The sequence below is a fragment of the Runella salmonicolor genome, assembly GCF_024158025.1.
Lineage (GTDB): Bacteria > Bacteroidota > Bacteroidia > Cytophagales > Spirosomataceae > Runella > Runella salmonicolor.
Window position 1 is genome coordinate 584,091 of the sequence record NZ_JAMZEL010000002.1, and the last position, 24,097, is coordinate 608,187.

The window sequence follows — 24,097 nt, forward strand, 5'->3', positions numbered from 1 at the left end:
GTAGATTGACCACAAAGTGACGATTTCAACGATATATTTAAAGACGCATTACGGGAAACTACTCCCCTATTCAGTGCCTATTTGAATCAACAACCTATTATGATAAACTGCTAAACCCGCTATGACCAACGTAAACAACGCTCTCATTAATCACCTAGAAACCAACGTTTTCCCAAGATATTTCAATGCCAGTCGCTGGTTTGCGGGGAAAGCTCGCTCACAGAAAGATTTCCGTGTTCAACATACGCTGACTTTTGGCGAATTTTTGATTTTGATTGTAGAAGTTGCGTACCATGACGGGCCTTCAGAGTTGTATCAATTGCCGTTCACCGAGGTTTCACTCGACATGGATATTCCCGAAAAAGGAGTCATCGAAAAAACCGAGACATCTCAATGGATAGACGCCATTTATGACGCTCAATTTAGGAAAGAGCTGTTTGCCAACATTTTCAACGCCACCACCCTTTCCTCCGCCTCCGACCCATCTTCGTTTCTTGCATCCATAAAAGGCAAAGGGCTATCAGATTCCGACACGCCAGAAAACATTGAAAGCCACGTTTTGCCCGTCGATTCAAGCAATTCTGCCATGTTGTTTGGCGGCAAATATTTTTTAAAACTCTACCGAAAACTCTTCGACCAAACCAACCCCGAAGTGGAAATGGTGAGTTTTTTGACCCAACATTCTGATTTTAAAAATATTCCAGCCTACGCAGGTAGCCTTACTTGGCAACGGACTGGGCAGCCCGACATCACCTTGGGAATGATGCAACAAGCCATCCGCGCCGACAAAGACAATTGGATGTTGACGGGCGATTTTCTTAATGATTTTATGTACGGTGTTCCAAATGGCATGTTTGGCGTCAAAGAATGGGTATTTGAACAAGTTACCCTGCTCGGAAAACGTACGGGCGAAATGCACTTGGGGCTGTTTGCGCCAGGAGCTGATGATGCCTTCGCGCCCGAAGGCTTTGATGATACCTACCGCGCATTTTTACTGCACCGCCTTACCGACTTGCTCGACCGCCGCTACGCGTTGCTGATTGACAATTATCAAAAACTCGACGAGCCTACGCAACGCTTGGCGTGGATTTTTATGGAAGCCCGTGAATTAATTGATGATTTTGCCAAAGAAATGCTCACCCGTCCGTTGGACTCGCTGCGTATTCGGATTCACGGTGATTACCATTTAGGACAGGTTCTCACCCAAGACGGCGACTTTATCATCATCGATTTTGAAGGAGAACCCGAAGCCACCATTGCCGAGCGTAAAATAAAGCATAGTCCATTTAAGGATGTTGCGGGTATGATACGCAGTTACCATTATGCGGTCAGTGCAAAGTTGTTTGAAAGCCACGAAACCAAAGACATTTCGTCCGAAAAACTCCAAATTGTTTCCGACCGTTGGTACAAACTCATGCGCGAAACCTATTTTGAAGCCTACTTGGAAGCATTTGGTTGGCCGCATCCGCTTTTTAACAGTCAGCATGAAATAAACTTTTTACTGCTGTTTTTTCTGTTGGAAAAAGCCGTTTATGAATTAGGATATGAAATCAGTTATCGCCCCTCGTGGGTTAAGATACCCCTCAGGGGAATTGTGGAAGTAATCAGGGAAATTGAAAAATTAAAGGAGCCGTCGGTTCGAATCAGCCGTCTAGCCAACCCTAGTTAAGTTCAAAATCCCCTTGAAATTACCCGAATCCACCATACAACAACCTTTTTTACTATTTTTGTCCCCATGATTAAACAAGCATTTTAATGATTAACATTCAATCCATCGTACAAGCCTCTATTGATACCAAAAACCGTGTCCTTGCCGACCAAACCCTCCTTGCTACCGTTGGCTCCGTTGCCGAAGCCATGACAACGGCCTTTAAAAATGGCAAAAAAGTGCTTTTTTGCGGCAATGGCGGCAGTGCGGCCGACGCCCAACACCTAGCCGCTGAGTTTAGCGGGCGTTTTTATTACGACCGTCCACCGTTGTATTCGGAAGCGCTCCACGTCAACTCTTCGTACGTAACGGCCGTCGGCAATGATTATAGCTATGATGTGATTTATTCAAGAATGATCGAAGCAATGGGGAAAGAAGGCGACGTTCTGGTCGGAATTTCAACCTCTGGCAATTCAACCAACGTCGTAAAAGCCCTTGAAGCCGCCAATAAACTCGGCATGATAACGGTAGCAATGACGGGCGAAAGCGGTGGAAAAATGAAAGAAGTGAGCACTTTTTTGGTTAATATTCCTTCAAAAGATACCCCACGTATTCAAGAATGTCATATCTTGCTCGGCCACATTATGTGTGAGATTGTAGAAGCCAATGTATTTCCAAAATAGTGTCGGGAGAATACAGAAAACCTTTATATCATGAGAATTGAGCAGATAAAGATTGAAAATTTTAAGGTATTCAAAAATACTATCATTAAGGATATCCCCAAAATGGCAGTCTTTGTTGGCGCAAACGGATCAGGAAAATCAACTTTTTTTGACGTTTTTGGCTTTTTAAGCGACGCACTCCAAAACAATGTTACAATTGCGTTAAATAAAAGAGGTGGTTTTCAGGAAGTAATTACAAGAGGATGTGATTTTCAGAAAGACTTTATTAAAATTGAGATAAAGTTTAGAAATCAACAAACTGAAACAGAACATTCGCCTTTGATAACTTATTCTATTGAAATCGGGTTTAAAAATGGCAAAGTATATATCAATAGAGAAACTTTAAAATACCGGCGTGGCCAAAAAACAGGAAAGCCTTGGCACTTTCTTGATTTTAAAGAGGGTATAGGCTATGCTATCGTTAACGAAAACGATTATGGCAAATCCGGGGCAGTGGAAAAGCGAATTGAACAAAAGGTAACAAGCTCTGATATATTGGCCATTAAGGGGCTGGGGCAGTTCGAACAATTTAAAACAATCAATTCTTTTCGATCTTTACTTGAAAAATCGTATGTTTCAAATTTTACCATTGAATATGGGCGCCGTATTTCTGACACTGGCATTTCAAACCATCTATCTGTTACTGGAGACAATTTAGCTCAAGTAACAAAATACATGTATGACTATCATAGAGACGTATTTGATAGCATTCTGCAAAAGTTACCTAATCGCATACCTGGTATTACCCAAGTTGAAGCAAAAGAGACGGAAGATGGAAGAATTATTTTAAGGTTTCAGGATGAAAATTTTGTAGATCCTTTCGTTGCACGCTATGTCTCTGATGGTACAATTAAGATGTTTGCTTACATGATACTGTTGCATGACCCCGAACCGCATCCATTATTATGCATCGAAGAACCAGAAAATTTCCTTCATCCAGACCTGTTGCTCCAATTATGTGAAGAAATAAGGGAATATTCAGATAGAGGTGGGCAAGTACTGGTATCGACTCATTCACCTGATTTCGTTAATGGATTATACATAAATGAGTTATTCTTTCTTGTCAAAGAAAAGGGGGTTACAATAATAAATGCAGCAAAAAATGATGAATCGGTATTAGTTTTAGCAAAAGAAAATCAGTTAGGATGGCTTTGGCGAAATCATTATATAAAAGGCGCTAATTTATGATAACACTTCATATTTTTACAGAGGAGCCATCTGCTAAGAATGTTTTTGAAGCGATTTTACCTAAAATACTCCCTGATAATGTTAAGTTCAGGATATATCCACACCAAGGTAAGCAAGACTTAGAAAAAGCTTTATCTAAAACAATTCCTCAAATCAGTAAACTTCCTGGTGCTAAAATTTTAATTACACGTGATCAGGACAATGCAGATTGTCTTGATTTAAAAAAGAAAATTGATAATATTATCAAAGAGAATTGTGAATGTGAATATTTTATAAGAATAGTCTGCAAGGAGCTTGAATCATGGTTTTTGGGAGATTTAAATGCAGTTAAGATGGCTTATCCAAGACTTAAACCAGAACACTATCAAACCAAGGCAAATTTTAAAAATGTTGATAAAATTACAAACCCTAATCAACTTCTCTTAAAAATAATCCCAGAATATAAAAATAGAAGTTCATTACCCAAATTGGAAGCTTCCGAAAGAATTGCCCCTTATTTGAACTTAGAAATAAACAATTCTACGAGTTTTATTCATACTCTGGAAGCCATCAAAAAATTAGCCCAAGTCAATCAATAAATCAAGTACTCGATTATCCAACTCTAATTTTATAAAATGTCTTTACTTCAAAACAAAGTAGCTATCGTAACGGGCGCATCCCGTGGAATCGGCAAAGCCATTGCCACTCGTTTTGCCCAAGAGGGTGCGCAGGTAGCATTTACGTACTTATCGAGCGTTGAAAAAGGTCAAGCGTTGGAGGAAGAACTCCAACAATTCGGCACCAAAATCAAAGGCTACCGCTCCGATGCATCTGATTTCAAATCGGCCGAAGACCTCATTACGCAGGTAGTAGCCGACTTCGGAACCGTTGACATTGTGGTAAATAACGCGGGTATCACGCGCGACGGTTTGTTGATGCGCATGACCGAAGAACAATGGGATGAAGTAATTCGCGTTAACTTAAAGTCAGTTTTTAATTTGACCAAAGCCGTAACCCGCGTCATGATGAAAGCGCGCAGCGGTTCTATCATTAATCTTACGTCGGTGGTTGGTTTGACAGGAAACGCTGGGCAGGCCAATTACGCCGCTTCAAAAGCTGGTATCATTGGATTTACAAAATCAGTAGCCAAAGAACTTGGTTCCCGAAATATTCGTTCTAACGCCATTGCCCCGGGTTTCATCGAAACCGAAATGACGGGTGAGCTGAACGAAAAAGCGATTGAGGAATGGAAACAAAATATTCCGCTCAAACGCGGCGGTCAACCCGAAGAAGTAGCCGACTGTGTCGTATTTTTGGCATCAGATTTGTCTAAATACATTACTGGACAAGTATTGCAAGTTGACGGCGGTATGGTCATGTAAGTTGGCGTCGTTAGTCAATCGTCGACCGTCAATGTAAAACACTGTAAATTAAGCTTTAATATAAATTATGGCCGATTATTGATGGCCTAAGACTTTTGACTGACGACCCCACCAGACAAACACCATACAAATGCTTTTAACCGAGATTATCTTTCAAACTTCCCCGTGGTACATTGGATTTTGCTTGTTGTTAGGCGCTGCCTACGCGTTTTTTCTTTACCAACCCAAGCCCGTATGGAGTAAACTTCTCAACACTGGATTGGCCATTTTGCGGGGAGCGCTTGTCAGTATCATTGCCTTTTTATTGTTGAATCCACTCCTGCGCAGCATCCAAACGCTCGTAGACAAGCCCAAAGTGGTGATTGCAATTGATAACTCCGAATCAATGGCAAACGACGGCCCCAAAACGCTATCGGCCTTGGCCACGCTGCGAGAAGCGTTGGCGGATGAGGGGCTAGAAGTGGCCGTTCAAACCCTCAACAGTGAAAATTATCAGGATGAACTTCCCAAACTGAAATTTGACCGAACGACCACCAATCTCTCGGATTTATTGAACAATGCCAAAACCAACTATGAAGGACGCAATCTGACCGACGTGGTATTGCTAACCGATGGCATTAGTAATCAGGGCCTTGCACCCACCTACGGCACCTATCCGTTTCGGATTCACAGCATTGGCGTGGGCGATACCCTCCCCAAGCGGGATGTAAGTATCAAAGCCGTTTCGGCCAATAAAATTGCGTATTTGGGCAATCAATTCCCGATTCAGGCCGACATCGTAGCCAGTGGGTTTCAGGGACAAACGGCGACCGTCTCCTTGCGTCAAAACGGCAGTACCATTAGCACCCAACGCATTGCATTTGGCCAAAAAGAAGATTTCAAACAGGTTACGTTTCAAACCTCTTCTACCCAAAAAGGGGTACAGCACTATACCCTTGATGTAGAGCCACTTAAGGGCGAATTTACCACCCGCAACAATCACCGCGATGTTTATATTGACATCATCGACGGCAAAGAAAAAGTATTGATGCTTGCTTTGGCCACTCACCCAGACATCAAAGCTATCCGTACAATTCTTGAAAAAAACTTAAACTACGAAGTCGATGTCAAAATTTTTGGGGTGAATCCTGCGGCTGAAACCTTTCCCGAAAAGAAATATGATTTGATTATCCTTCATCAATTGCCTGATTTATTTAATATTGGCGGCGACATTGTACAACGTTATCTGCAACGCGACAACACGCCCGTTTTCTTCATTTTAGGCTCGCAATCCAACACGTCGAAAGTGAGTCAACTCAATTCTGCCGTTACGGTTGTCTCCAACCCAGGGCAGATTGACAAAGTATCGGGCCGTTTTAACCCCAATTTTAAACTGCTGAACTTAGACGCCGACAAACTCAGTATTTTAGAGAAAATGCCACCTTTGACGGTCCCTTTTGGAGAATACCGCCTGATGCCCGGCAGTGAAACGATTCTGTTTCAGAACGTTGGCAATCTGCGCACCAACAAACCTTTGTTGATTCTGAACACTGGGGGCGCTCGTAAATCGGCCGTATTGGCGGGCGAAGGAATCTGGCAATGGCGCCTTGAAGAATACGCCCTTACCGACAAGCAGGAAGCCGTGGATGAGCTGCTGCAAAAAGTGATTCAATTGATTTCGGTCAAGGAAGACAAACGTAAGTTTAGGGTTTATCCGCTGGCTAATGAATACAACGTGGGCGATAAAGTGACTTTTGAGACGGAAGTCTACAACGATATTTACGAAAAAATCTACGGTCAAAGCATCCGCCTTGAAATCACGGACGAAAAAGGTAAAGTGCAGCCTTACACCTACACCAACGGGGAAGGAAATTCGCGTTTTGAGCTGAGCGGCCTTCGGCAAGGAGTGCATCAATTCAAGGCAACTACGAGTCTAAACAACAAAATTGAAAGCGTAACGGGCCAGTTTATCGTGCGAGATTTGGCGTTGGAATCATTAACCAACACCGCTGATTACGGAATGCTGCGCGCTCTGGCCCAACAGTCGGGTGGCCAATTTGTGAAAGCAAACCAGATTGAGCAATTGAAAGACTATTTACTCAAAAATAAAGCCGTTGACCGCCTCGACAGCACCGAAGATTTGTCGGAATTGATTCAAAATAAGTGGTTGTTTTTCTTGTTATTATTTTTGGCGACGTTGGAATGGGGAACACGGAAATATCAGGGAAGTTATTAAGTGATTTGTGCCACCCTGAAAGGGCCAATTCACCAACTTCGCACAGTTGTTTAGGTGCTTTCAGCACTACAAAAGCTCTTTTTTTTTATTTAGCATTCATCATTCAGCATTCGTCATTCGTCACTTGCCAAGCCCAAACTGACACCCTCCGTCCCAACTACCGGGCGTTGCGGTGGCTTTTGGCGGGTGAATCGGTGGCTTATTCGGCGTCTATTTATGGATTAAGTAAAGCGTGGTACAAAACACCCTTTACGAATTTTAGCGTCAAAGACGACTTTCATGAGTGGAAACAATTTGATAAAGTAGGGCACTTTTTTACGGCCTACCAGATTTGTCGTCACACAGCAGCGGTTTACAAAAACACGGGGATTACCAACCGCCAAGCGGCTTTGTACGGGGCGCTTTCGGGCTTTTTGTTCCTGACCCCCATTGAGCTTTTAGATGGTTTTCAATACCCCACTTACGGGTTTTCGCCTAGCGATATGGTGGCCAATGTTATGGGCCCGTCTTTGTATTTGGGACAGTATGCCATCTGGGGCGAAGAGCGCATTACCCCAAAATTTTCCTTCTCTCCCACTCCCCTCGCCAAGGTTCGTCCAGAACTTTTGGGGCGCAATTTTAGCGAACAATGGCTCAAGGATTACAATGGGCAAACCTATTGGTTTTCGGTCAATGTAGCCTCATTTGCCCCGCACTCAAAAATTCCTAAATGGCTCAGCGTATCGCTCGGATACGGGATTCACCACATGGTCGGAGCCGAAGTAGAAAAAAGCCAATCCTTGGGTTATGACCCGTATCGGCAGTATTATCTCTCGCTAGACATCGACTTTCGTCGTATTCCCACCCGCCGAAAGGGCCTCAAAACGCTTTTCTTCCTGCTCAACACCCTCAAAGTCCCCGCCCCTGCCTTAGAATTTAACCGAAAACAGGGCTGGAAAGGACACTGGTTGTATTTTTAATTTAAATGGAAATTCATTACCAAAGAATTGCCGAACAACCACCTGAAAGGGGATAAAATCAAAATAACGTTCTATTTCAAGAATCTACGAAAAACAATTTCTCAATCTCGCCTATATACAATGGTAAGATTGGCTTTTTTGTGAGTATTTGAAGAAAAAACATAACTTTACTTTTCTAAAAACCTTTGCAAAAATCATGGCTAAAACCAAGTTGATTCCCCGTACGCCATCGGCCTACGACCCTCCTTTGTTAATCAAAACCCTCTTTGCGCAAGCCGTTCGTTACAATCCTCAACGCGAAATCGTATACCGGGATTTGTTCCGGATGAATTATACCACCTTCGACAAACGCGTGCGCCAGCTTGCCAATGTCCTCACCAATGCAGGTGTGCAAGCAGGCGATACCGTAGCCGTGATGGACTGGGATAGCCATCGGTATTTGGAGTGTTTTTTCTGCATTCCCTGTCTAGGAGCTATCTTGCATACCATCAATGTACGTCTTTCGCCAGCGCAGATTCTGTACACCATGAACCACGCCGAAGACAAGGTGGTGATTGTGCATGAAGATTTTGTACCGATTCTGGAAGCCATCAAAGGACAACTCACCACCGTTGAAAAATACATCATCATCAGCGACAAGGTGTACACCAACCCTGAGGCCGAAATCATTACCACAACGTTTGCCTTAGAAGGCGAATACGAACGGTTGGTCAACGACGCCAACGACCAATTTGAATTTTCTGATTTTGAGGAAGACTCCATTGCCACAACTTTTTATACGACTGGTACCACGGGCAACCCCAAAGGCGTATACTTCTCGCACCGTCAATTGGTGATGCACACCTTCTGTTTGCTGGCCTATTTTCCAGGCTACCGCGCCCTTCCATTGGACAATCGCGACGTGTATATGCCCATCACGCCGTTGTTTCACGTCCACGGTTGGGGCTTCCCGCTGTTGGCTACTATGCTCAATTTCAAGCAGGTATACCCTGGTCGCTATGAGCCAGAAATGTTGCTAAAACTCTTGTTAAAAGAAAAAGTAACCTTCTCACATTGCGTACCAACCATCCTCAACATGCTGGTCAACAGCCCCGTAGCCAAGCAGGTGGATCTAAGTAAATGGAACGTGCTGATAGGTGGCTCGGCCTTGACGCGCGGCTTGGCCAAGGCTGCTTTAGAGCTTGGTATCAACGTAACCCAAGGCTATGGAATGTCAGAAACGGCGCCCATCATGTCGGTTGTTCACTTAAATGAAGAACTGGAAAAACTCCCTATCGAAGAGCAACTTGAGTTTAGAACCAAAGCGGGAAAAATTGCTCCGTTTGTAGAATTGAAACTCATGGACGAAGAGGGTAATTTTCTGCCCCACGACGGCGAAACCGTTGGCGAATTGGTGGCACGCGGCCCGTGGATGACGCAGGGATATTACAAAGAAAAGGAGGCTTCCGAAAAACTGTGGGCGGGCGGATGGCTCCACACTGGCGACGTGGCCACCATCGGCCCCGATTATTACGTCACCATTGCCGACCGCGTCAAGGATGTCATTAAGACAGGTGGCGAGTGGGTTTCATCGTTAGACATTGAGAATCTGCTTTCTCAGATAGAAGGCATTGCCGAATCGGCCGTGGTGGGCTTTCCTGACCCTAAATGGGGCGAACGCCCGCACGCCATTCTGGTCATCAAACCCGATTATCAGGAAAAACTAACGCCCGAAAGCATCAAATCAACTTTACAAGCCAAAGTGGACAGCGGCGAAATTAACCGTTGGTACGTGCCTGACCAAATCAAATTTGTTCCCGAAATCCCTAAAACATCCGTAGGGAAGATTGATAAAAAAAGGATTCGTTCGGAGATGAAGGAGATGATTTTGAGTAATTAGTGATTGGCGACTGGTGGTTGGTGGCTAGTAATATGAATTTAAATTCTATTGTTATGAAAGTAAAAAGCTATCGTGAGCTTCGTGTTTGGCAACAAAGCGTAGATTTTTGCGTAAAGGTGTATAAAATAACCTCTATTTTCCCAAAAGAAGAGTTATATGGCCTAACCTCGCAAATTCGACGCGCCTCAGTTTCAATTCCTTCCAATATTGCAGAAGGACAAGCGCGCAATACAACAGGCGAGTTTTCCCAATTTTTAGGTATTTCGAAAGGCTCTTTGGCCGAAGTCGATACACATTTAGAAATTGCAAAGCGATTGGGCTTTCTTTCAAGTGAAAGTTTTCAGTTATTCGAGAACGAAATCGATACCATTGGAAAAATGCTAAACGCTTTACAAAATGCCCTCCCTAAAAAACAATAAACCGCACGACAAATCGTCACCAGTCACTAACCACCAATCACCAGTCACCAATCACCAATCACCAGTCACCAATCACCAACCACCCACCACCAATACCCTTCTCGGTGCTGCTTTTTTGATGGCTACTTCAGCCGTTGGGCCAGGCTTTTTGACGCAGACAACCGTTTTTACGCAGCAATTACTGGCCAATTTTGGCTTTGTCATTTTGTTATCAATTCTTTTAGATTTGGGGGCTCAACTGAACATCTGGCGCATCATTGCCGTCACCGAAAAACGCGCCCAAGACATTGCCAATGATTTGTTTTTTGGGTTGGGCTACGTTCTTTCGGCCCTGATTGTCATCGGCGGATTTGCTTTCAACATTGGCAACGTGGCTGGGGCAGGGCTCGGTATCGAAGTCATGAGCGGCATAGACGTCAAAATCGGGGCCGCACTTAGCGCATTGGTTGCCATCGGGCTTTTCTTATTGCCCGAAGCGGGAAAAGCCATGGACAATTTTGCCAAATGGCTGGGACTCCTGATGCTTTTGTTGATTGCCTACGTGGTTATTTCGGCCAACCCTCCCGTTGGCGAAGCCCTCGTCCGAACGGTTTTGCCACAGCAATTTGACCCCATTGCCACCATTACCCTCGTAGGCGGCACGGTGGGAGGCTACATTACTTTTGCGGGCGGACATCGGCTTTTGGAAGCAGGAGTTAAAGGCGCGGATGCGCTTCCCTTGGTCAATCGCAGCGCTACGACGGGTATCTTAGTCACGTCATTTATTCGGTATTTTTTGTTTTTGGCCACGTTGGGCGTTGTCGCGGCGGGACTTACGTTAAACAAAGACAATCCTCCCGCTTCGGTATTTCAATTGGCTGCTGGTGAGACAGGCTACCGACTGTTTGGGGTTTTGATGTGGAGTGCGGCCATTACATCTGTCATCGGCTCGGCCTATACTTCGGTGTCGTTCTTGCGAACTTTCCATCCGAGCTTAGAAAAAAATCATCGCTATCTCACGATTGGTTTTATCTCCATTTCAACGATTTTGTTTTTGTGGATTGGCAAACCCGTACAGATTTTGGTGTTTGTGGGTACGTTGAATGGTTTTATCTTACCCATTGCCTTGGCGGTGATGCTTATTGCCGCGCGCAATAAACGATTGGTTGGCGCCTATCAACACCCTATTTGGCTACAAATGGCGGGTTGGCTCGTGGTATTGATGATGAGCGGGATGGCTTTTTATACCCTTATAAAGTAATATATATCAACACAACCCTCGGAAATCTTTCCTAAAACATGACCCGTATCGGCCTCTTATCTGACACTCATTCTTACCTAGATGAAACCATTTTTGACTACTTCAAAGACTGCGACGAAATTTGGCACGCTGGCGACGTAGGCACGGTTGAGATTTTGGAAAAACTGGAACAATTTAAGCCATTACGCGCGGTATATGGCAACATCGACGCCAAGGAGATTCAGTGGAAGGCCCCCGAGCATCAACGCTTTGAACTCGAAGGCTTCCGCATCTGGATGACCCACATCGGCGGCGCTCCGCCCAATTATAACCCGCAAGTCAGACCCGAATTAAAAAACACTACTCCCGATATTTTCATCTGCGGCCACTCACACATCCTGCGCGTACTGCGCGACCCTAAACTTCAAAATATGCTCTACCTCAACCCCGGGGCGGCAGGCAATGAAGGCTTTCATAAGATTCGAACCATGCTTCGATTCACGCTTGATGACGGAAAAATCCCTCATTTAGAGGCGATTGAGTTGGGAAAGCGGGGCAGGCTGTAAACAAGAAAAGGTCGCGTTTCCGCAACCTTTTACTCTACTTGTTCGCTAAATATCACTCCTTCTCCCCGTCCAAGCCATCCGTTATCATCTTCCGAATCATCTGGTGCGGGCGCAGGCCGTTGGTGCGTTTTGTGCCGTTTCCATTGCCGTAATTCATGCTCCGGTCGGCGGAAGAAGAGGCTTTTACGGCCAAATTATGGGTATTGAGCATTGAGTTGCGAAATTGGGTAAACTCCTCCTCGTTCATCATTTCGCGGGCTATTTCTCCTTTAGCGTAGCCATCGTTGAAAGACGCGATGCGGCTATCGGTCTGCGCCAAACGCGTTGATTCGATGAGTTCATCCAAATCATTGCGCATTTTTGTACGCTCAGCGCGCAAATCATCCAAGCTCTGAAACTGTTGAAGCTCATGCTCCAAAATATCTTTTTGGGTGGTTTGCTCGGCCAACTCTCTGTCGGCTTCCTCCAACTGTTTGTTCAGTTTACGACGACGACGGCTCAAACGCCACAGTCGTGGGTCGATTTGCAGCCACCGGTACCAAAAATTCTGCAACACAGGCAGCGCCATTCCGAGCGAAACCGCCCCCGCCAAAGCAAACAAAATACCACTCAACACAAACGACGCCAACGCCCAAGGGCTGTTGACAAGGCCCAGATTGAGTTCATCAGAACGCAAAAGCTGTTGTTCAATTTTTTGCAATAAAACCTGTTGTTCTTGTGGCGTAATCGTACTGTTGGGGTCGAGCGGCGTAGCGCCCAATTGAAGATTTTTGACCGATTTATTGATGGCTTCTTTCATTTTATCGGTACGGTAGGCCTCGTATCGAAACCATCCCAAAATCCCCAATGTGATAATGGCAAAACCCGCCAAGCCCACTTTAAACCAAGCATAACGCGTACGTGCTTTTTGGGTATGCTCATCCACATACGGCTTCTCAATCAGGCGGTCGTAGGCGGGTTTGAGCAAAATAGAAATCATGGCCAAACCAATGGCAAACGCCCATGCCTCGTTGTTGTTGCGAATGTTGAGGGCGTAGGCAACAATTTCGTGCGAAATAATAAGGTCACCAAACACAAACGCTGCCCCTGCAAAGAAGAAAAAGAAGCCTGCCAAGAGCGAATACTCCGATTGAGTTTGTTTACGCCGCGCCCGCAGGGCTTCGGTTTCGGCATCAACGGCATCCCGCTGCGCCGTCAGTTCTGTTACACGCTTGGTGGCTTTGATTACCCGTTGAACAAACTCTTGCAAACGGTCGTAAGCAGTTTTACGCTTTACGGCCGTTTCTTCAATCTCTTTATCAACCCGTTGGATTTCATTTCGACGGTCCTCAATCCGTTGGGCCAACCAATTATAATGTATCTGGCTTGATAAATAACTTTCGTATGGATTACGATTTTCCGAGCCTTCAATACCGCTGTGGTAGCCGTGTTGAAAATCGGGTTCGTCAGTATGGTCTTTTGTTGGTTCCTGCATGGCTTTCTTTTTTTAAAATCGTGCTACTTATTTTTTACCAAGTGCTTATGGCTGATTTTGAGCGGTTGATTGAATCGCCCTCATTTGTCGGTCTGTCAAACGGTCGCGCAGTTGGCGGGCCAGGTAAAATTCACTTTCAAACAGTTTGATGAGGGCATCACGTCGGGCGTTGACCCGCGCAAGTTCGGCCTCTACCCGATTCAATTGCGGCACAATCTGCCATTTTTGAATGCGTAATTCATCAATTTCTGCGTTCAAGCGGTTGGTTTCCTCATCCCAAGTCTCGGTTTTGCTCGTTATTTCTTTTTTCATGTTAGCACCCGTCAGCCAAATCCGTAAATCATTGCGAAGTACGGTGATATTGCTCAACAGCAATTTGCCCGCAAAAAGGAACAGAAAAAACACAAAGACAAACAACGCCACCGCCCGCCAAACGGTCTGATTTTGCAATGCCTGTACAAACACAAACATAGCTGCTGCAAAAGGCATACCAACCTCCTCTAGCAACCTGCGCCACGACACATTGCTGTCGGTATCGTGAAAAAGTGAAACCCGACCGAACAAGTTAAACATCCCTGCCAAAAACACCCCAACGGCTATCCACTGACTATTGGGATATAAAGGGCGCAAAGTATCATCAATCAAAAAGAAATTCCCCACGCACATCGCCATCGAAAACACCAAGCCTACGATGGTTCGCGGCAACTGATGCTCTCCTTCATTTTGGCGGGCTTCCAGCTCGGCGGCTTTATCTTTCAATTCGTTGATTCTGGTTTCTTTTTGCCCAATAAACAAATTTAATTCCTGAATTTTTTCACCATAACGCTCCACATCTAACTCTAAATCAGCGGTTTGATGCACGAAATAACTGCGAATAATGGCAACCTTCTCTTCGGGCTTTGACTCTGAAAGTCCAAAAATGACGCCTTCATCCCGTAGCAAAGTTTCATCTTCCAACCACGATGGCAACTCAATGGGAATTGTAGTTTGTGTGGGTTGAGGCGGTGTTAAATCCCAAGTATGGGTAGGTGCAGGAGTCTCTTCGGTCATGCCCCGCGTCTGCGGAGCAGTCGCTGGTAAGGCAGGCACAGAAACATCGGCCGTTACCTTTTTGGTTTCGACTTGGGGCGGGTCTAACTCCGCAAAAGACACCAATTCGGGGTCTTTTCTGAAGTTATCGGGGCTAAAATAGGCTTTGATTCGATCAAAGAGGCTCATAGTAGGTGCATTTGGGCTGTTAAAACGAACGTTTTATAAACTTGAAGTTCAACAAAATTATTGTACTTCTCCCCAAAAATGGGACGAAAGGTGCAATTTATGACGCAGAGTATCATTTTTAATCTTTCAATAAAAAAACTCCACACCAAAAATGTGGAGTTTTTTCTACAATCTTATAAAACTCAAAAAATTATGCTTTCGTCGCAATTTTCAATTCATCCAATTGTTTTTGGTCAATGGTCGACGGAGAATCAATCATGACATCACGGCCTGAATTGTTTTTGGGGAACGCAATGAAATCTCGAATGGAATCCACTCCCCCAAAAATAGAACACAGACGGTCAAATCCAAAGGCGATTCCGGCGTGTGGCGGCGCTCCAAATTCAAACGCTTCCATTAAAAATCCGAATTGAGCTTTAGCTTCTTCGGGGGTAAAGCCCAAAATCTCAAACATCTGCATCTGCAACGGCCGCTGGAAAATCCGTACGGAGCCTCCTCCTACTTCGGTTCCGTTGATGACCATATCATAGGCATTGGCCCGAACAGCGCCCAAATCTGTCGTTAACAAAGGAATATCTTCGGGCTTAGGACTGGTAAACGGATGGTGCATGGCAAACCAACGGTTTTCTTCTTCGCCATACTCCAACAACGGAAAGTCAACCACCCACAGCACTTTATAATCGTCGGGATTGCGCAAGCCTAAACGGCTACCCATTTCCAAACGGAGTTCATTGAGTTGCTTACGGGTTTTGTTGGCTTCTCCCGCCATAATGAGCATTAAATCACCCGGCTGCGCGCCGAATGCTTCCGCCCACTGCTTCAAATCTTCTTCACTGTAAAACTTATCAACCGACGATTTGATGGTTCCGTCGGCATTGTAACGAGCATAAATCAACCCTTTTGCGCCAATTTGGGGGCGTTTTACCCATTCTGTCAATTCGTCCATTTGCTTGCGCGTGTATTCTGCACAGCCTTTGGCACAAACCCCCACCACTAATTCGGCAGAGTCAAACAAACCGAAGTTTTTACCTGAAACGAAGTCATTATCGCCTTTCAACTCCACAAACTCCATCCCAAAACGAATGTCGGGTTTGTCGGAGCCGTATTTTTTCATGGCCGTAGCGTAGGTCATGCGCGGTACTTCAGGCAAATCCAGTCCTTTTACGGCTTTAAATAAATGACGAATCAGGCCTTCAAACATTTGTAAAATGTCTTCCTGCGTTACAAACGACATTTCACAGTCAATCTGCGTAAACTCAGGCTGACGGTCGGCGCGTAAATCTTCGTCGCGGAAACACTTTACAATCTGATAATAACGGTCAAATCCCGATACCATCAACAATTGTTTAAACGTCTGCGGCGATTGCGGCAAGGCATAAAACTCACCCGGATTCATGCGGCTAGGTACCACAAAGTCACGCGCTCCTTCTGGCGTTGATTTGATTAAAACGGGCGTTTCTACCTCAATAAAATTCTGGGCGTCCATAAAAAGACGCGTTTGTTGAGCTACTTTATGGCGCAATTCTAAGTTTTTACGCACTATGTCACGACGCAAGTCTAGGTAGCGGTATTTCAGGCGGAGTTCATCTCCCCCGTCGGTTTTATCTTCAATCTGAAAAGGCGGTAGCTTGGCCGAGTTCAGGACCGTCAGCCCCGTCAATTTGATTTCAATATCACCCGTTGCCATTTTATCATTTTTGGCAAAGCGCTCAGTAACCACCCCCGTAGCTTGAACCACAAACTCACGGCCTAGATTTCGGGCCTGAGCAATGATTTCTGGGGCGGTTTTACCTTCTTCAAGCATTAGCTGGGTGATACCGTAGCGGTCGCGCAGGTCAATCCAAATCATACCGCCTTTATCACGTGTACGTTGTACCCAACCGCTGAGGATTACTTCTTTACTGACATCTGAAATACGGAGTTCTCCGCAAGTGTGCGTTCTAAGCATACAAAAGTCTATTTCTTAATTTCTTTAAAAAGTGCCGCAAAAGTACGGAATAAATGGGAGTTCGTTATAAATAGTACAAAGCATACCTCAATTTTTTACAAGTATTTTCCAATTATAATCTTCTTGCCCTAACCGTTTTATCCACTTTTACACCCCAATTCCTCCTCACTCACCGTTATTTTTGAGTGAAGTGCACATCTCTTTCCTTCTTCTAAACTTGTTTGATAACATTTTCGTTATTTACTTTGAAAAAGAACGGTTTTATACAAACTGCTCCTTTTTTGGTCAACTGTAACTAATCATACAATCCCTTGAACCGCGTAATAGACAACCACGGACGTCCTATCAGCTACCTGCGGCTTGCCGTCACGGACCGTTGCAATCTTCGCTGCTTTTATTGCATGCCCGAAGAAGGCATCAAATACGTACCCAAACCACACTTGTTGACGTGGGAAGAAATGGAGCGTACCATTAGGATATTGGTCAATATGGGCGTCGACAAGGTGCGTCTTACGGGAGGCGAGCCGTTTGTACGGCGCGGAATCATGGATTTTTTGGAAGAATTGAATAAAATCGAAGGTCTTCGTCAAATAAACATCACAACCAACGGCGTATTGACGGCTCCGCTGATACCTGAATTTCAGCGATTGGGCATTAAATCGGTCAATCTCAGCTTAGATACCCTTGACCGTCAACGCTTTTTTGACATTACCCGTCGCGATGAATTTCAAAACGTATGGCAGACATTTGAAGCACTGCAGGAATACAACATCCCTACAAAATTGAATTCGGTCGTCATGTCGGGAAAAAATACGGAAGACATTATCCCCATGGCCGACCTGACGCGTACACACAATGTCAGCGTTCGTTTTATTGAAGAAATGCCTTTCAACGGCGACGGCGCCCACGAATACCAAGAGTTTTGGAACTACCGCAAGATTTTGGAAGAACTAAAAAAAACGTACCCAGGGATTTATAAATTGCCTGACCCACCCGCCTCGACTTCGTATAATTATCAGATTCCGGGCCACAAAGGCACCATTGGAATCATCGCGGCGTTTAGTCGGACTTTTTGCGGTACGTGTAATAGACTGAGAATCACGCCACAAGGTCAATTTAAGACCTGTCTATATGACGACGGAGTGTTCAATATCAAAGATTTGCTTCGACAAGGATTGGATGATGCTAGTGTAACACAACGTATATTTGAAGCACTTCAGCACCGGGCCAAAGATGGATTTGAAGCAGAAGCCCGACGCACGGTAGGTTTAGTATCCGAATCTATGTCAACAATCGGGGGGTAAAAGCCAACTATTCATCATCCACTTTTACGTGTTTCCAGTTTTCGCCAGAACGGATACGGTTGAGTTGCGTGTGCGTTATCCCAAACTGTTTGGCAATCATCTTCAATCTGCTCTTGTCACTTTTGAGCATTTTCTTAATCATTCTGACTTTGATTTCGGTCAGCTTGTAGTTGCGAGTACGGGCAGGAAGCTTACGATTTATAACGGCCGGATTCTCACGGTTATGCTCCACCATTTCTGTCTTGGTTACCCACTTCAGATTGTCGGCACGGTTGTTTTGTTTATCAAAATCAAGGTGAATGACGTATTTATGCAATTCACTTTCGCGTTTTAGAAACAATTCAGCCACCAATTTATGAACATATCTATTGATGGTTTTTCCACCTGTGATACGAATATTGAGCGAACGATACCCCTGAATCACCGAACCTTTAATAATAACCGCTTTTTTCTCCTCGTTTTGAAAACTTCTCAGGCGTCCATAGTTAGAGACATCATACCGAGGCGGGTTTTCTACTCCCTCAAACTCGACAGGCACCCACTTTTCGTTCCAATAACTAAGCACTTTCTTGTCGCTCATGGCCCCTATTTTATTGATTGAAGATTTAGTTTACAAAAATAAAAAAGTACATTTTACAGGATGTGAGTAGAACAAGTTTCAAAAACTTTTGTTTAGAAAAAAGGAGTAATTATTATAAAAATGAAAAAAACACTCATTATTGGCGCATCCACCAATCCAGCTCGTTATTCATTTCTAGCCGCCAATCGATTGGTGAATCATGGGCATCCGGTTGTGTTGCTTGGATTGAAAGCAGGACAGATAGCTGGCAATGAGATTTTAACCGGCAAACCCGACCTCAAAGACATTGATACCGTAACGCTCTACATTGGGCCGCAGCACCAAGCCGAATGGTATGATTATATTATTGCACTTCATCCAAAACGAGTGATTTTCAATCCCAGTACAGAAAACCCCGAATTTGAACAATTATTAACCCAAAACGGAATCGTTGCGGAAGAAGCCTGCACGTTGGTACTGCTTTCGATAAACAGTTACTAAAAATTATTAAAGAAGGGGCAATCCCCTTCTTTAATTGTGAACGAACATGGGTATACTTTCCGATTCTTCGGCCTCTACGATGCCTTCGGCATTGATATTTGTCAGGCGTAGGGTTTTCATTTCATTGATCAGCAAAGGGTCATATTGTACGCTCACCCGCACGTAATTTTCGGTAAAGCCTTGCATATACCCATTGACTACATCTTCTTCAAACAAAACCGTCCGCTCCAAGCCTAATTGACTTTCATAAAATGCCCGGCGTTTTTTATCAGAAAGGATGTGCAACATCTTTGAACGCTCCGCCCGCTGTGACTGGGGCACGACGGGCTTGATGTCGACCGCTAAGGTATTCGGGCGTTCTGAATACGTAAATACGTGCAAATACGAAATATCTAACTCGTTCAAAAATTGGTAGGTTTCCAGAAAATCATCGTTGGTTTCGCCCGGGTGCCCTACAATAACATCCACGCCGATACAACAATGCGGCATTAACTCCTTGATTTTGGTTACTCTATCAACGTATAATTCGCGGCGATAACGTCGGCGCATCAACCCCAATATTTTATTTGAGCCCGACTGCAACGGAATATGAAAATGCGGCACAAAGCGTTTTGATTGCGCCACAAAAGCAATAATTTCATCCGTCAACAAATTGGGTTCAATCGACGAAATCCGAAATCGCTCAATGCCTTCAACCTCATCCAAGGCTTTCACCAACCCCAAAAACGTCTCCACACGTTGACCGTTTTGTAGGCCAAAGTCACCAATATTTACGCCCGTCAGTACGATTTCTTTGACACCCCGCGCCGCAATTTCGCGGGCCGATTTAACCACATTTTCAATGGTATCAGACCGACTTTTCCCCCTTGCCAACGGAATAGTACAATAAGCGCAAGGATAATCGCAGCCATCTTGCACTTTGAGAAACGTTCGGGTGCGGTCATTGAGTGAGTATGCCACGTGATAATCTACCGCGTCTTCAATCGGCGAAGCAAAAACTTTGCCCTGCTGCTGCGAAGGTTCTTTGACAAATCCATCCAATAAATCAATGAGTCGAAATTTTTCAGCGGCCCCCAAAACAGCATCTACGCCGGGAATTTCCGAAATTTCCTGGGGTTTGAGTTGAGCGTAGCAACCGATGATAGCCACATAACCGTTTGGATTAATCGCTTGGGCTTCGCGTACAATCTTGCGGCATTTCTTATCGGCATTTTCGGTAACTGAACACGTATTTACGATAAATATATCGGGTTGGTCATTAAACGCCACTTTCTTATACCCCCGTTGCTCAAACATCCGTGAAATACCTGATGTTTCTGAATAATTAAGTTTACAGCCTAATGTATAAAATGCTACTTTTTTCATCCTGCAAAATTAGTGATAATCAGGCTGATTGAGAAAATGAGCGATTGAAGTTTTTAGTATTTTCAATAAATAGGCCTAATTTAGGCCATAAACAAAAAGAAGCTAGTTCATTTCTTCAAATTGCTTTCATTACTTTTGTCAGTCAAACAAAAAAAATATATGTTTGATGTGTATTCCCGAAACAGTTAAATTATTCCAAAATCTAATCATATAGCATGGCAAATATGCGATTTAAGGCCATCGAAACGGCCTACAACCGTTCTACAATCAGCGTACCCGCTCCCAGCGAAAAAGTAGCCGATTACTACGGTTCTTATACATTCAATGACGACGTAATGAAAACGTTGTTGACACCAGAAGCCTATCTTAAAGTATCCAACGCCATTAAATCGGGCTCCCGAATTGACCGCGAGATTGCCGACGAGGTAGCCGCCGCCATGAAAGCCTGGGCCACTTCCAAAGGGGCCACGCATTATACGCATTGGTTTCAGCCCCTTACGGGTGGTACGGCAGAAAAACACGACGCCTTTTTTGACGTTACTCCATCGGGTAAAGCCATCGAGAAGTTTAAAGGAAGCGCGCTTGTACAGCAAGAACCTGACGCATCCTCTTTTCCAAGCGGCGGCCTGCGTGCTACGTTTGAGGCACGGGGTTATACAGGCTGGGACCCCAGCTCGCCCGCATTTTTGATGGACAACGGGGCAGGCGGCAAAACGCTTTGTATCCCTTCCGTTTTTATTTCTTACACTGGCGAAGCGCTCGACTACAAAACCCCGATTTTGCGCGCCCTACACGTACTCGACAAAGCCGCCACTGCTGTAATGTATTATTTTGACCGCAATGTGGAAAAAGTAACGGCTACGTTGGGGGCTGAACAGGAGTATTTTCTGGTCGATAAAGCCCTTTTTTACGCTCGGCCTGACTTAGTGATGGCGGGTCGGACAGTATTTGGGCACTCTCCCGCCAAAGGGCAACAGTTGGAAGACCATTATTTCGGGTCGATTCCTCCGCGCGTCAATGCCTTTATGGTTGATTTTGAATATGAAGCTTGGAAACTGGGTATTCCCGTTCGGACGCGTCACAACGAAGTGGCGCCTGGTCAATTTGAATGCGCTCCTACTTTCGAAGAACTCAATCTCGCCATTGACCACAACGCGTTGTTGATGGATTTGATGAATAAAGTCGCCGAACGTCACAATTACAAGGTTCTTTTTCACGAAAAACCTTTTGCGGGCATCAACGGAAGCGGCAAGCACAACAACTGGTCCATGATGACCGATACGGGCGTCAACCTTTTGGCCCCAAGTACCAAACCCAAAGAAACATTGCGGTTCTTGACTTTTTTGATGAACGTCGTCAAAGCCGTACATGACCACGCAGATTTACTACGGGCGTCTATTGCTTCAGCGGGCAATGAGTACCGTTTGGGCGCCAATGAAGCGCCACCAGCCATTGTTTCTATTTTTCTTGGGGATGAACTCATTCGACTGTTGGAAACCCTCGAAAATCGCGGTGAAGTCCAGCTCGAAAAAGGAGACAACGTCTTTTATAAACTAGGGATTACGCGTACTCCGCCTTTGATGCGCGACAACACCGACCGGAATCGTACGTCACCGTTTGCATTTACAGGCAATAAATTTGAGTACCGCGCCGTGGGCGGAAGTGCCAACAGCGCCTCGCCAATGATTATCCTCAATACCATTGTGGCCAATCAGCTTCAGGAATTCAGAAAAGAACTCGAAGCAAGGCTTGAATTGGGCGAAAAGAAAGAATTGGCCATCGTTGATATTCTAAAAGACTACTACCGCGAGTCCAAGCGTATTTTGTTTCAGGGCAATGGCTATTCGGACGACTGGGTGCAGGAAGCAGCCAATCGCGGCCTCACCAACATTGCCTCTACACCGCTGGCACTGGGCAAATACATTGAACCTTCGGCCGTTCAGGTACTCGAAAAAATGGGCGTTTTGAATGAGCGTGAGGTTCATGCCCGTTACGAAATCGAACTCGAAAATTACATCAAGAAAGTACAGATTGAATCGCGGGTTATTGGCGATTTGGCGTTGAATCACGTAGTTTCGACGGCCGTCAAATACCAGCATCAGTTGGCTCAAACGGCCAAATCGTTGATGGAACTTGAATTGGTGGAAGAAGCACAACCCCTCAAAGAACTCATCAAAGAAATCTCGCAGCGGGTATATATTATTAAACAGGCGGTAGAAGCGATGACTGAAGCCCGTAAAAAAGCCAATAATACGGATGATATTCCCACCCGGGCCGAGTTATACGGTTCAGAAGTGAAAGATTACTTTGAAAAAATCCGCTATGAAGTGGACAAACTTGAGCTCCTGATTGACGATGAAGATTGGCCTTTGGTCAAATACCGTGAAATGTTGTTCGTAAAATAAACTCATTTCTTGACTTATTTCTAAAAAAAGCCGCTGATGAAGCGGTTTTTTTTAGAAGGGTTAATAAAATGATTAGCTATTTTTGCGCACGCTAATCGTTTTAGTTCAGCGCATTTTCAAGACAAATATGGTTTCCGAATTCGGCACTATTTTCTTATTCATCCTCACGGCTATCGTCCTCATCGTCTCCATGCTGATGTTGGCCAAGTTGCTGAGGCCTCATAAACCTAACGTAGAAAAACTCACCACTTATGAGTCGGGGGAAGACCCCATTGGCAACGCCAACGTTCAATTCAACGTGCGTTTCTACGTGGTGGCGCTGGTTTTCCTTTTGTTTGAAGTAGAGCTGGTTTTTCTCTTTCCTTGGGCCGTTGTGTTTGGTCAAGCTACGCTTATCCAACAAACCGATGGGTTGTGGGGATGGTTCTCACTAATCGAAATGCTGATTTTTGTTGGAATTCTCGTTCTTGGACTTGCCTATGCCTGGGCAAAAGGCTATCTGGATTGGGTACGGCCACAACCCAAAGTGCCAATTATAGAAACGAAAGTCCCCGCCAATCTCTACCAAAAAGTCAACGAAAAGTACGGACGGCCTCCTGTAAATGAAAAATAGACGTCAAGATGATTCAATCACCCCAACGTCTATTTCAATAAAGGCTTACGCTCAGAGAAGCGTAAGTTATTTTACGCCTACTAATTCTACTTCAAAAATCAATGCCTGACCCGCCAGTGGGTGGTTGGCATCTACCAGAATCTGCGCATCTGTTACTTCAACGACCGTTACTGGTACAGGTTGCGGGTTTCCATCTTGGTGCATATTCAATTGCATTCCTACCTCAAACGGAATATCGTCGGGCAGTTCAGATCGGTTAAATGGAAAAACCAACTCCGCCTGCGACGGACCATAGGCCTCTTCTACAGGAATATCAATCGTTTTTTTATCTCCAATGGCCATTCCTTGAATTCCGTTGTCGAAACCTGGAATCACCATTCCTGAGCCGAGTTCAAACTCCAATGGCTCACGTCCTTCCGACGAATCAAAAACAGTACCGTCGGTCAAGGTCCCTTTGTAATGTACCTTTACGGTATCTCCTGATTTTGCTACACTCATTTTGTTGTTGTTTTGAATGAATTGATTTTATTGACT

The 24,097-nt window shown here is 44.8% G+C and carries 21 protein-coding genes; 15 read left to right on the forward strand and 6 right to left on the reverse strand.

Annotation, left to right across the window (positions count from 1 at the left end):
* The first annotated feature begins 121 nt into the window (after positions 1–121).
* From NCI00_RS08300 to NCI00_RS08350, 11 genes are all read left to right on the forward strand, one after another.
* Positions 122–1,669, forward strand: coding sequence for a maltokinase N-terminal cap-like domain-containing protein (locus tag NCI00_RS08300; RefSeq protein WP_253526653.1), 1,548 nt, complete (start codon positions 122–124; stop codon positions 1,667–1,669).
* 86 nt (positions 1,670–1,755) lie between these two features.
* The gene (locus NCI00_RS08305) at positions 1,756–2,331 is read left to right on the forward strand and encodes a D-sedoheptulose-7-phosphate isomerase (RefSeq protein ID WP_253526655.1); all 576 of its coding nucleotides are present in this window, start codon (positions 1,756–1,758) and stop codon (positions 2,329–2,331) included.
* A gap of 30 nt (positions 2,332–2,361) precedes the next feature.
* The gene (locus NCI00_RS08310; protein ID WP_253526657.1) at positions 2,362–3,558 is read left to right on the forward strand and encodes an AAA family ATPase; all 1,197 of its coding nucleotides are present in this window, start codon (positions 2,362–2,364) and stop codon (positions 3,556–3,558) included.
* Positions 3,555–4,136: a DUF4276 family protein gene (locus NCI00_RS08315; RefSeq protein ID WP_253526659.1), complete on the forward strand. Its 582-nt coding sequence runs from the start codon at positions 3,555–3,557 to the stop codon at positions 4,134–4,136. The genes NCI00_RS08310 and NCI00_RS08315 overlap by 4 nt, the downstream gene beginning before the upstream one ends.
* Before the next feature lie 36 nt (positions 4,137–4,172).
* Entirely contained in the window at positions 4,173–4,919 is a 747-nt protein-coding gene (gene fabG / locus NCI00_RS08320) for a 3-oxoacyl-[acyl-carrier-protein] reductase (protein ID WP_114065422.1), read from the forward strand.
* Positions 4,920–5,049: 130 nt separating this feature from the next.
* A complete protein-coding gene (locus NCI00_RS08325) occupies positions 5,050–7,134 on the forward strand; it encodes a vWA domain-containing protein (RefSeq protein WP_253526660.1) in 2,085 nt (694 codons plus the stop codon).
* Entirely contained in the window at positions 7,101–8,093 is a 993-nt protein-coding gene (locus NCI00_RS08330; RefSeq protein WP_253526661.1) for a DUF2279 domain-containing protein, read from the forward strand. Before NCI00_RS08325 ends, NCI00_RS08330 begins: the two co-directional genes overlap by 34 nt.
* Positions 8,094–8,289: 196 nt before the next feature.
* Positions 8,290–9,972 carry a fatty acid--CoA ligase gene (locus tag NCI00_RS08335; protein ID WP_253526662.1) on the forward strand — a complete coding sequence of 561 codons (1,683 nt, stop codon included), beginning with the start codon at positions 8,290–8,292 and terminating at the stop codon, positions 9,970–9,972.
* Positions 9,973–10,025: 53 nt separating this feature from the next.
* The gene (locus NCI00_RS08340) at positions 10,026–10,391 is read left to right on the forward strand and encodes a four helix bundle protein (protein ID WP_253526663.1); all 366 of its coding nucleotides are present in this window, start codon (positions 10,026–10,028) and stop codon (positions 10,389–10,391) included.
* Positions 10,369–11,631 carry an NRAMP family divalent metal transporter gene (locus tag NCI00_RS08345; protein WP_289623387.1) on the forward strand — a complete coding sequence of 421 codons (1,263 nt, stop codon included), beginning with the start codon at positions 10,369–10,371 and terminating at the stop codon, positions 11,629–11,631. Before NCI00_RS08340 ends, NCI00_RS08345 begins: the two co-directional genes overlap by 23 nt.
* 38 nt (positions 11,632–11,669) lie before the next feature.
* Positions 11,670–12,176: a metallophosphoesterase family protein gene (locus NCI00_RS08350; protein ID WP_253526664.1), complete on the forward strand. Its 507-nt coding sequence runs from the start codon at positions 11,670–11,672 to the stop codon at positions 12,174–12,176.
* A gap of 52 nt (positions 12,177–12,228) precedes the next feature.
* Here NCI00_RS08350 and NCI00_RS08355 read toward each other — a convergent pair whose 3' ends face one another.
* From NCI00_RS08355 to aspS, 3 genes are all read right to left on the reverse strand, one after another.
* The gene (locus NCI00_RS08355) at positions 12,229–13,650 is read right to left on the reverse strand and encodes an AAA family ATPase (RefSeq protein WP_253526665.1); all 1,422 of its coding nucleotides are present in this window, start codon (positions 13,648–13,650) and stop codon (positions 12,229–12,231) included.
* A gap of 45 nt (positions 13,651–13,695) precedes the next feature.
* Entirely contained in the window at positions 13,696–14,868 is a 1,173-nt protein-coding gene (locus NCI00_RS08360; protein ID WP_253526666.1) for a hypothetical protein, read from the reverse strand.
* Positions 14,869–15,058: 190 nt separating this feature from the next.
* Positions 15,059–16,816, reverse strand: coding sequence for an aspartate--tRNA ligase (gene aspS, locus NCI00_RS08365; protein WP_253526667.1), 1,758 nt, complete (start codon positions 16,814–16,816; stop codon positions 15,059–15,061).
* A 311-nt stretch (positions 16,817–17,127) separates the two neighbouring features.
* Here aspS and moaA point away from each other — a divergent pair, with 311 nt between their 5' ends.
* Entirely contained in the window at positions 17,128–18,120 is a 993-nt protein-coding gene (gene moaA / locus NCI00_RS08370) for a GTP 3',8-cyclase MoaA (RefSeq protein WP_253526668.1), read from the forward strand.
* A gap of 7 nt (positions 18,121–18,127) precedes the next feature.
* On the opposite strand, the gene NCI00_RS08375 is transcribed toward moaA, so the two are convergent.
* Positions 18,128–18,700 (reverse strand): HNH endonuclease, encoded by a 573-nt coding sequence (locus tag NCI00_RS08375; RefSeq protein ID WP_114065403.1) that lies wholly within the window; start codon positions 18,698–18,700, stop codon positions 18,128–18,130.
* A 120-nt stretch (positions 18,701–18,820) separates the two neighbouring features.
* Here NCI00_RS08375 and NCI00_RS08380 point away from each other — a divergent pair, with 120 nt between their 5' ends.
* Positions 18,821–19,180, forward strand: a complete 360-nt coding sequence (locus tag NCI00_RS08380; protein ID WP_253526670.1) for a CoA-binding protein — start codon at positions 18,821–18,823, stop codon at positions 19,178–19,180.
* 30 nt (positions 19,181–19,210) lie between these two features.
* Here the strand turns inward: NCI00_RS08380 and mtaB are convergent, their stop codons facing one another.
* Positions 19,211–20,545: a tRNA (N(6)-L-threonylcarbamoyladenosine(37)-C(2))-methylthiotransferase MtaB gene (gene mtaB, locus NCI00_RS08385; protein WP_253526672.1), complete on the reverse strand. Its 1,335-nt coding sequence runs from the start codon at positions 20,543–20,545 to the stop codon at positions 19,211–19,213.
* 215 nt (positions 20,546–20,760) lie between these two features.
* Between mtaB and NCI00_RS08390 the strand changes: the two genes are divergently transcribed.
* Together NCI00_RS08390 and NCI00_RS08395 are read left to right on the forward strand one after the other, a co-directional pair.
* Positions 20,761–22,950: a glutamine synthetase III family protein gene (locus NCI00_RS08390; protein WP_166557703.1), complete on the forward strand. Its 2,190-nt coding sequence runs from the start codon at positions 20,761–20,763 to the stop codon at positions 22,948–22,950.
* 127 nt (positions 22,951–23,077) lie between these two features.
* Positions 23,078–23,563, forward strand: a complete 486-nt coding sequence (locus NCI00_RS08395) for an NADH-quinone oxidoreductase subunit A (RefSeq protein WP_253526674.1) — start codon at positions 23,078–23,080, stop codon at positions 23,561–23,563.
* A 66-nt stretch (positions 23,564–23,629) separates the two neighbouring features.
* Here NCI00_RS08395 and NCI00_RS08400 read toward each other — a convergent pair whose 3' ends face one another.
* Positions 23,630–24,061, reverse strand: coding sequence for an FKBP-type peptidyl-prolyl cis-trans isomerase (locus NCI00_RS08400; RefSeq protein WP_114461072.1), 432 nt, complete (start codon positions 24,059–24,061; stop codon positions 23,630–23,632).
* Positions 24,062–24,097: the final 36 nt, after the last annotated feature.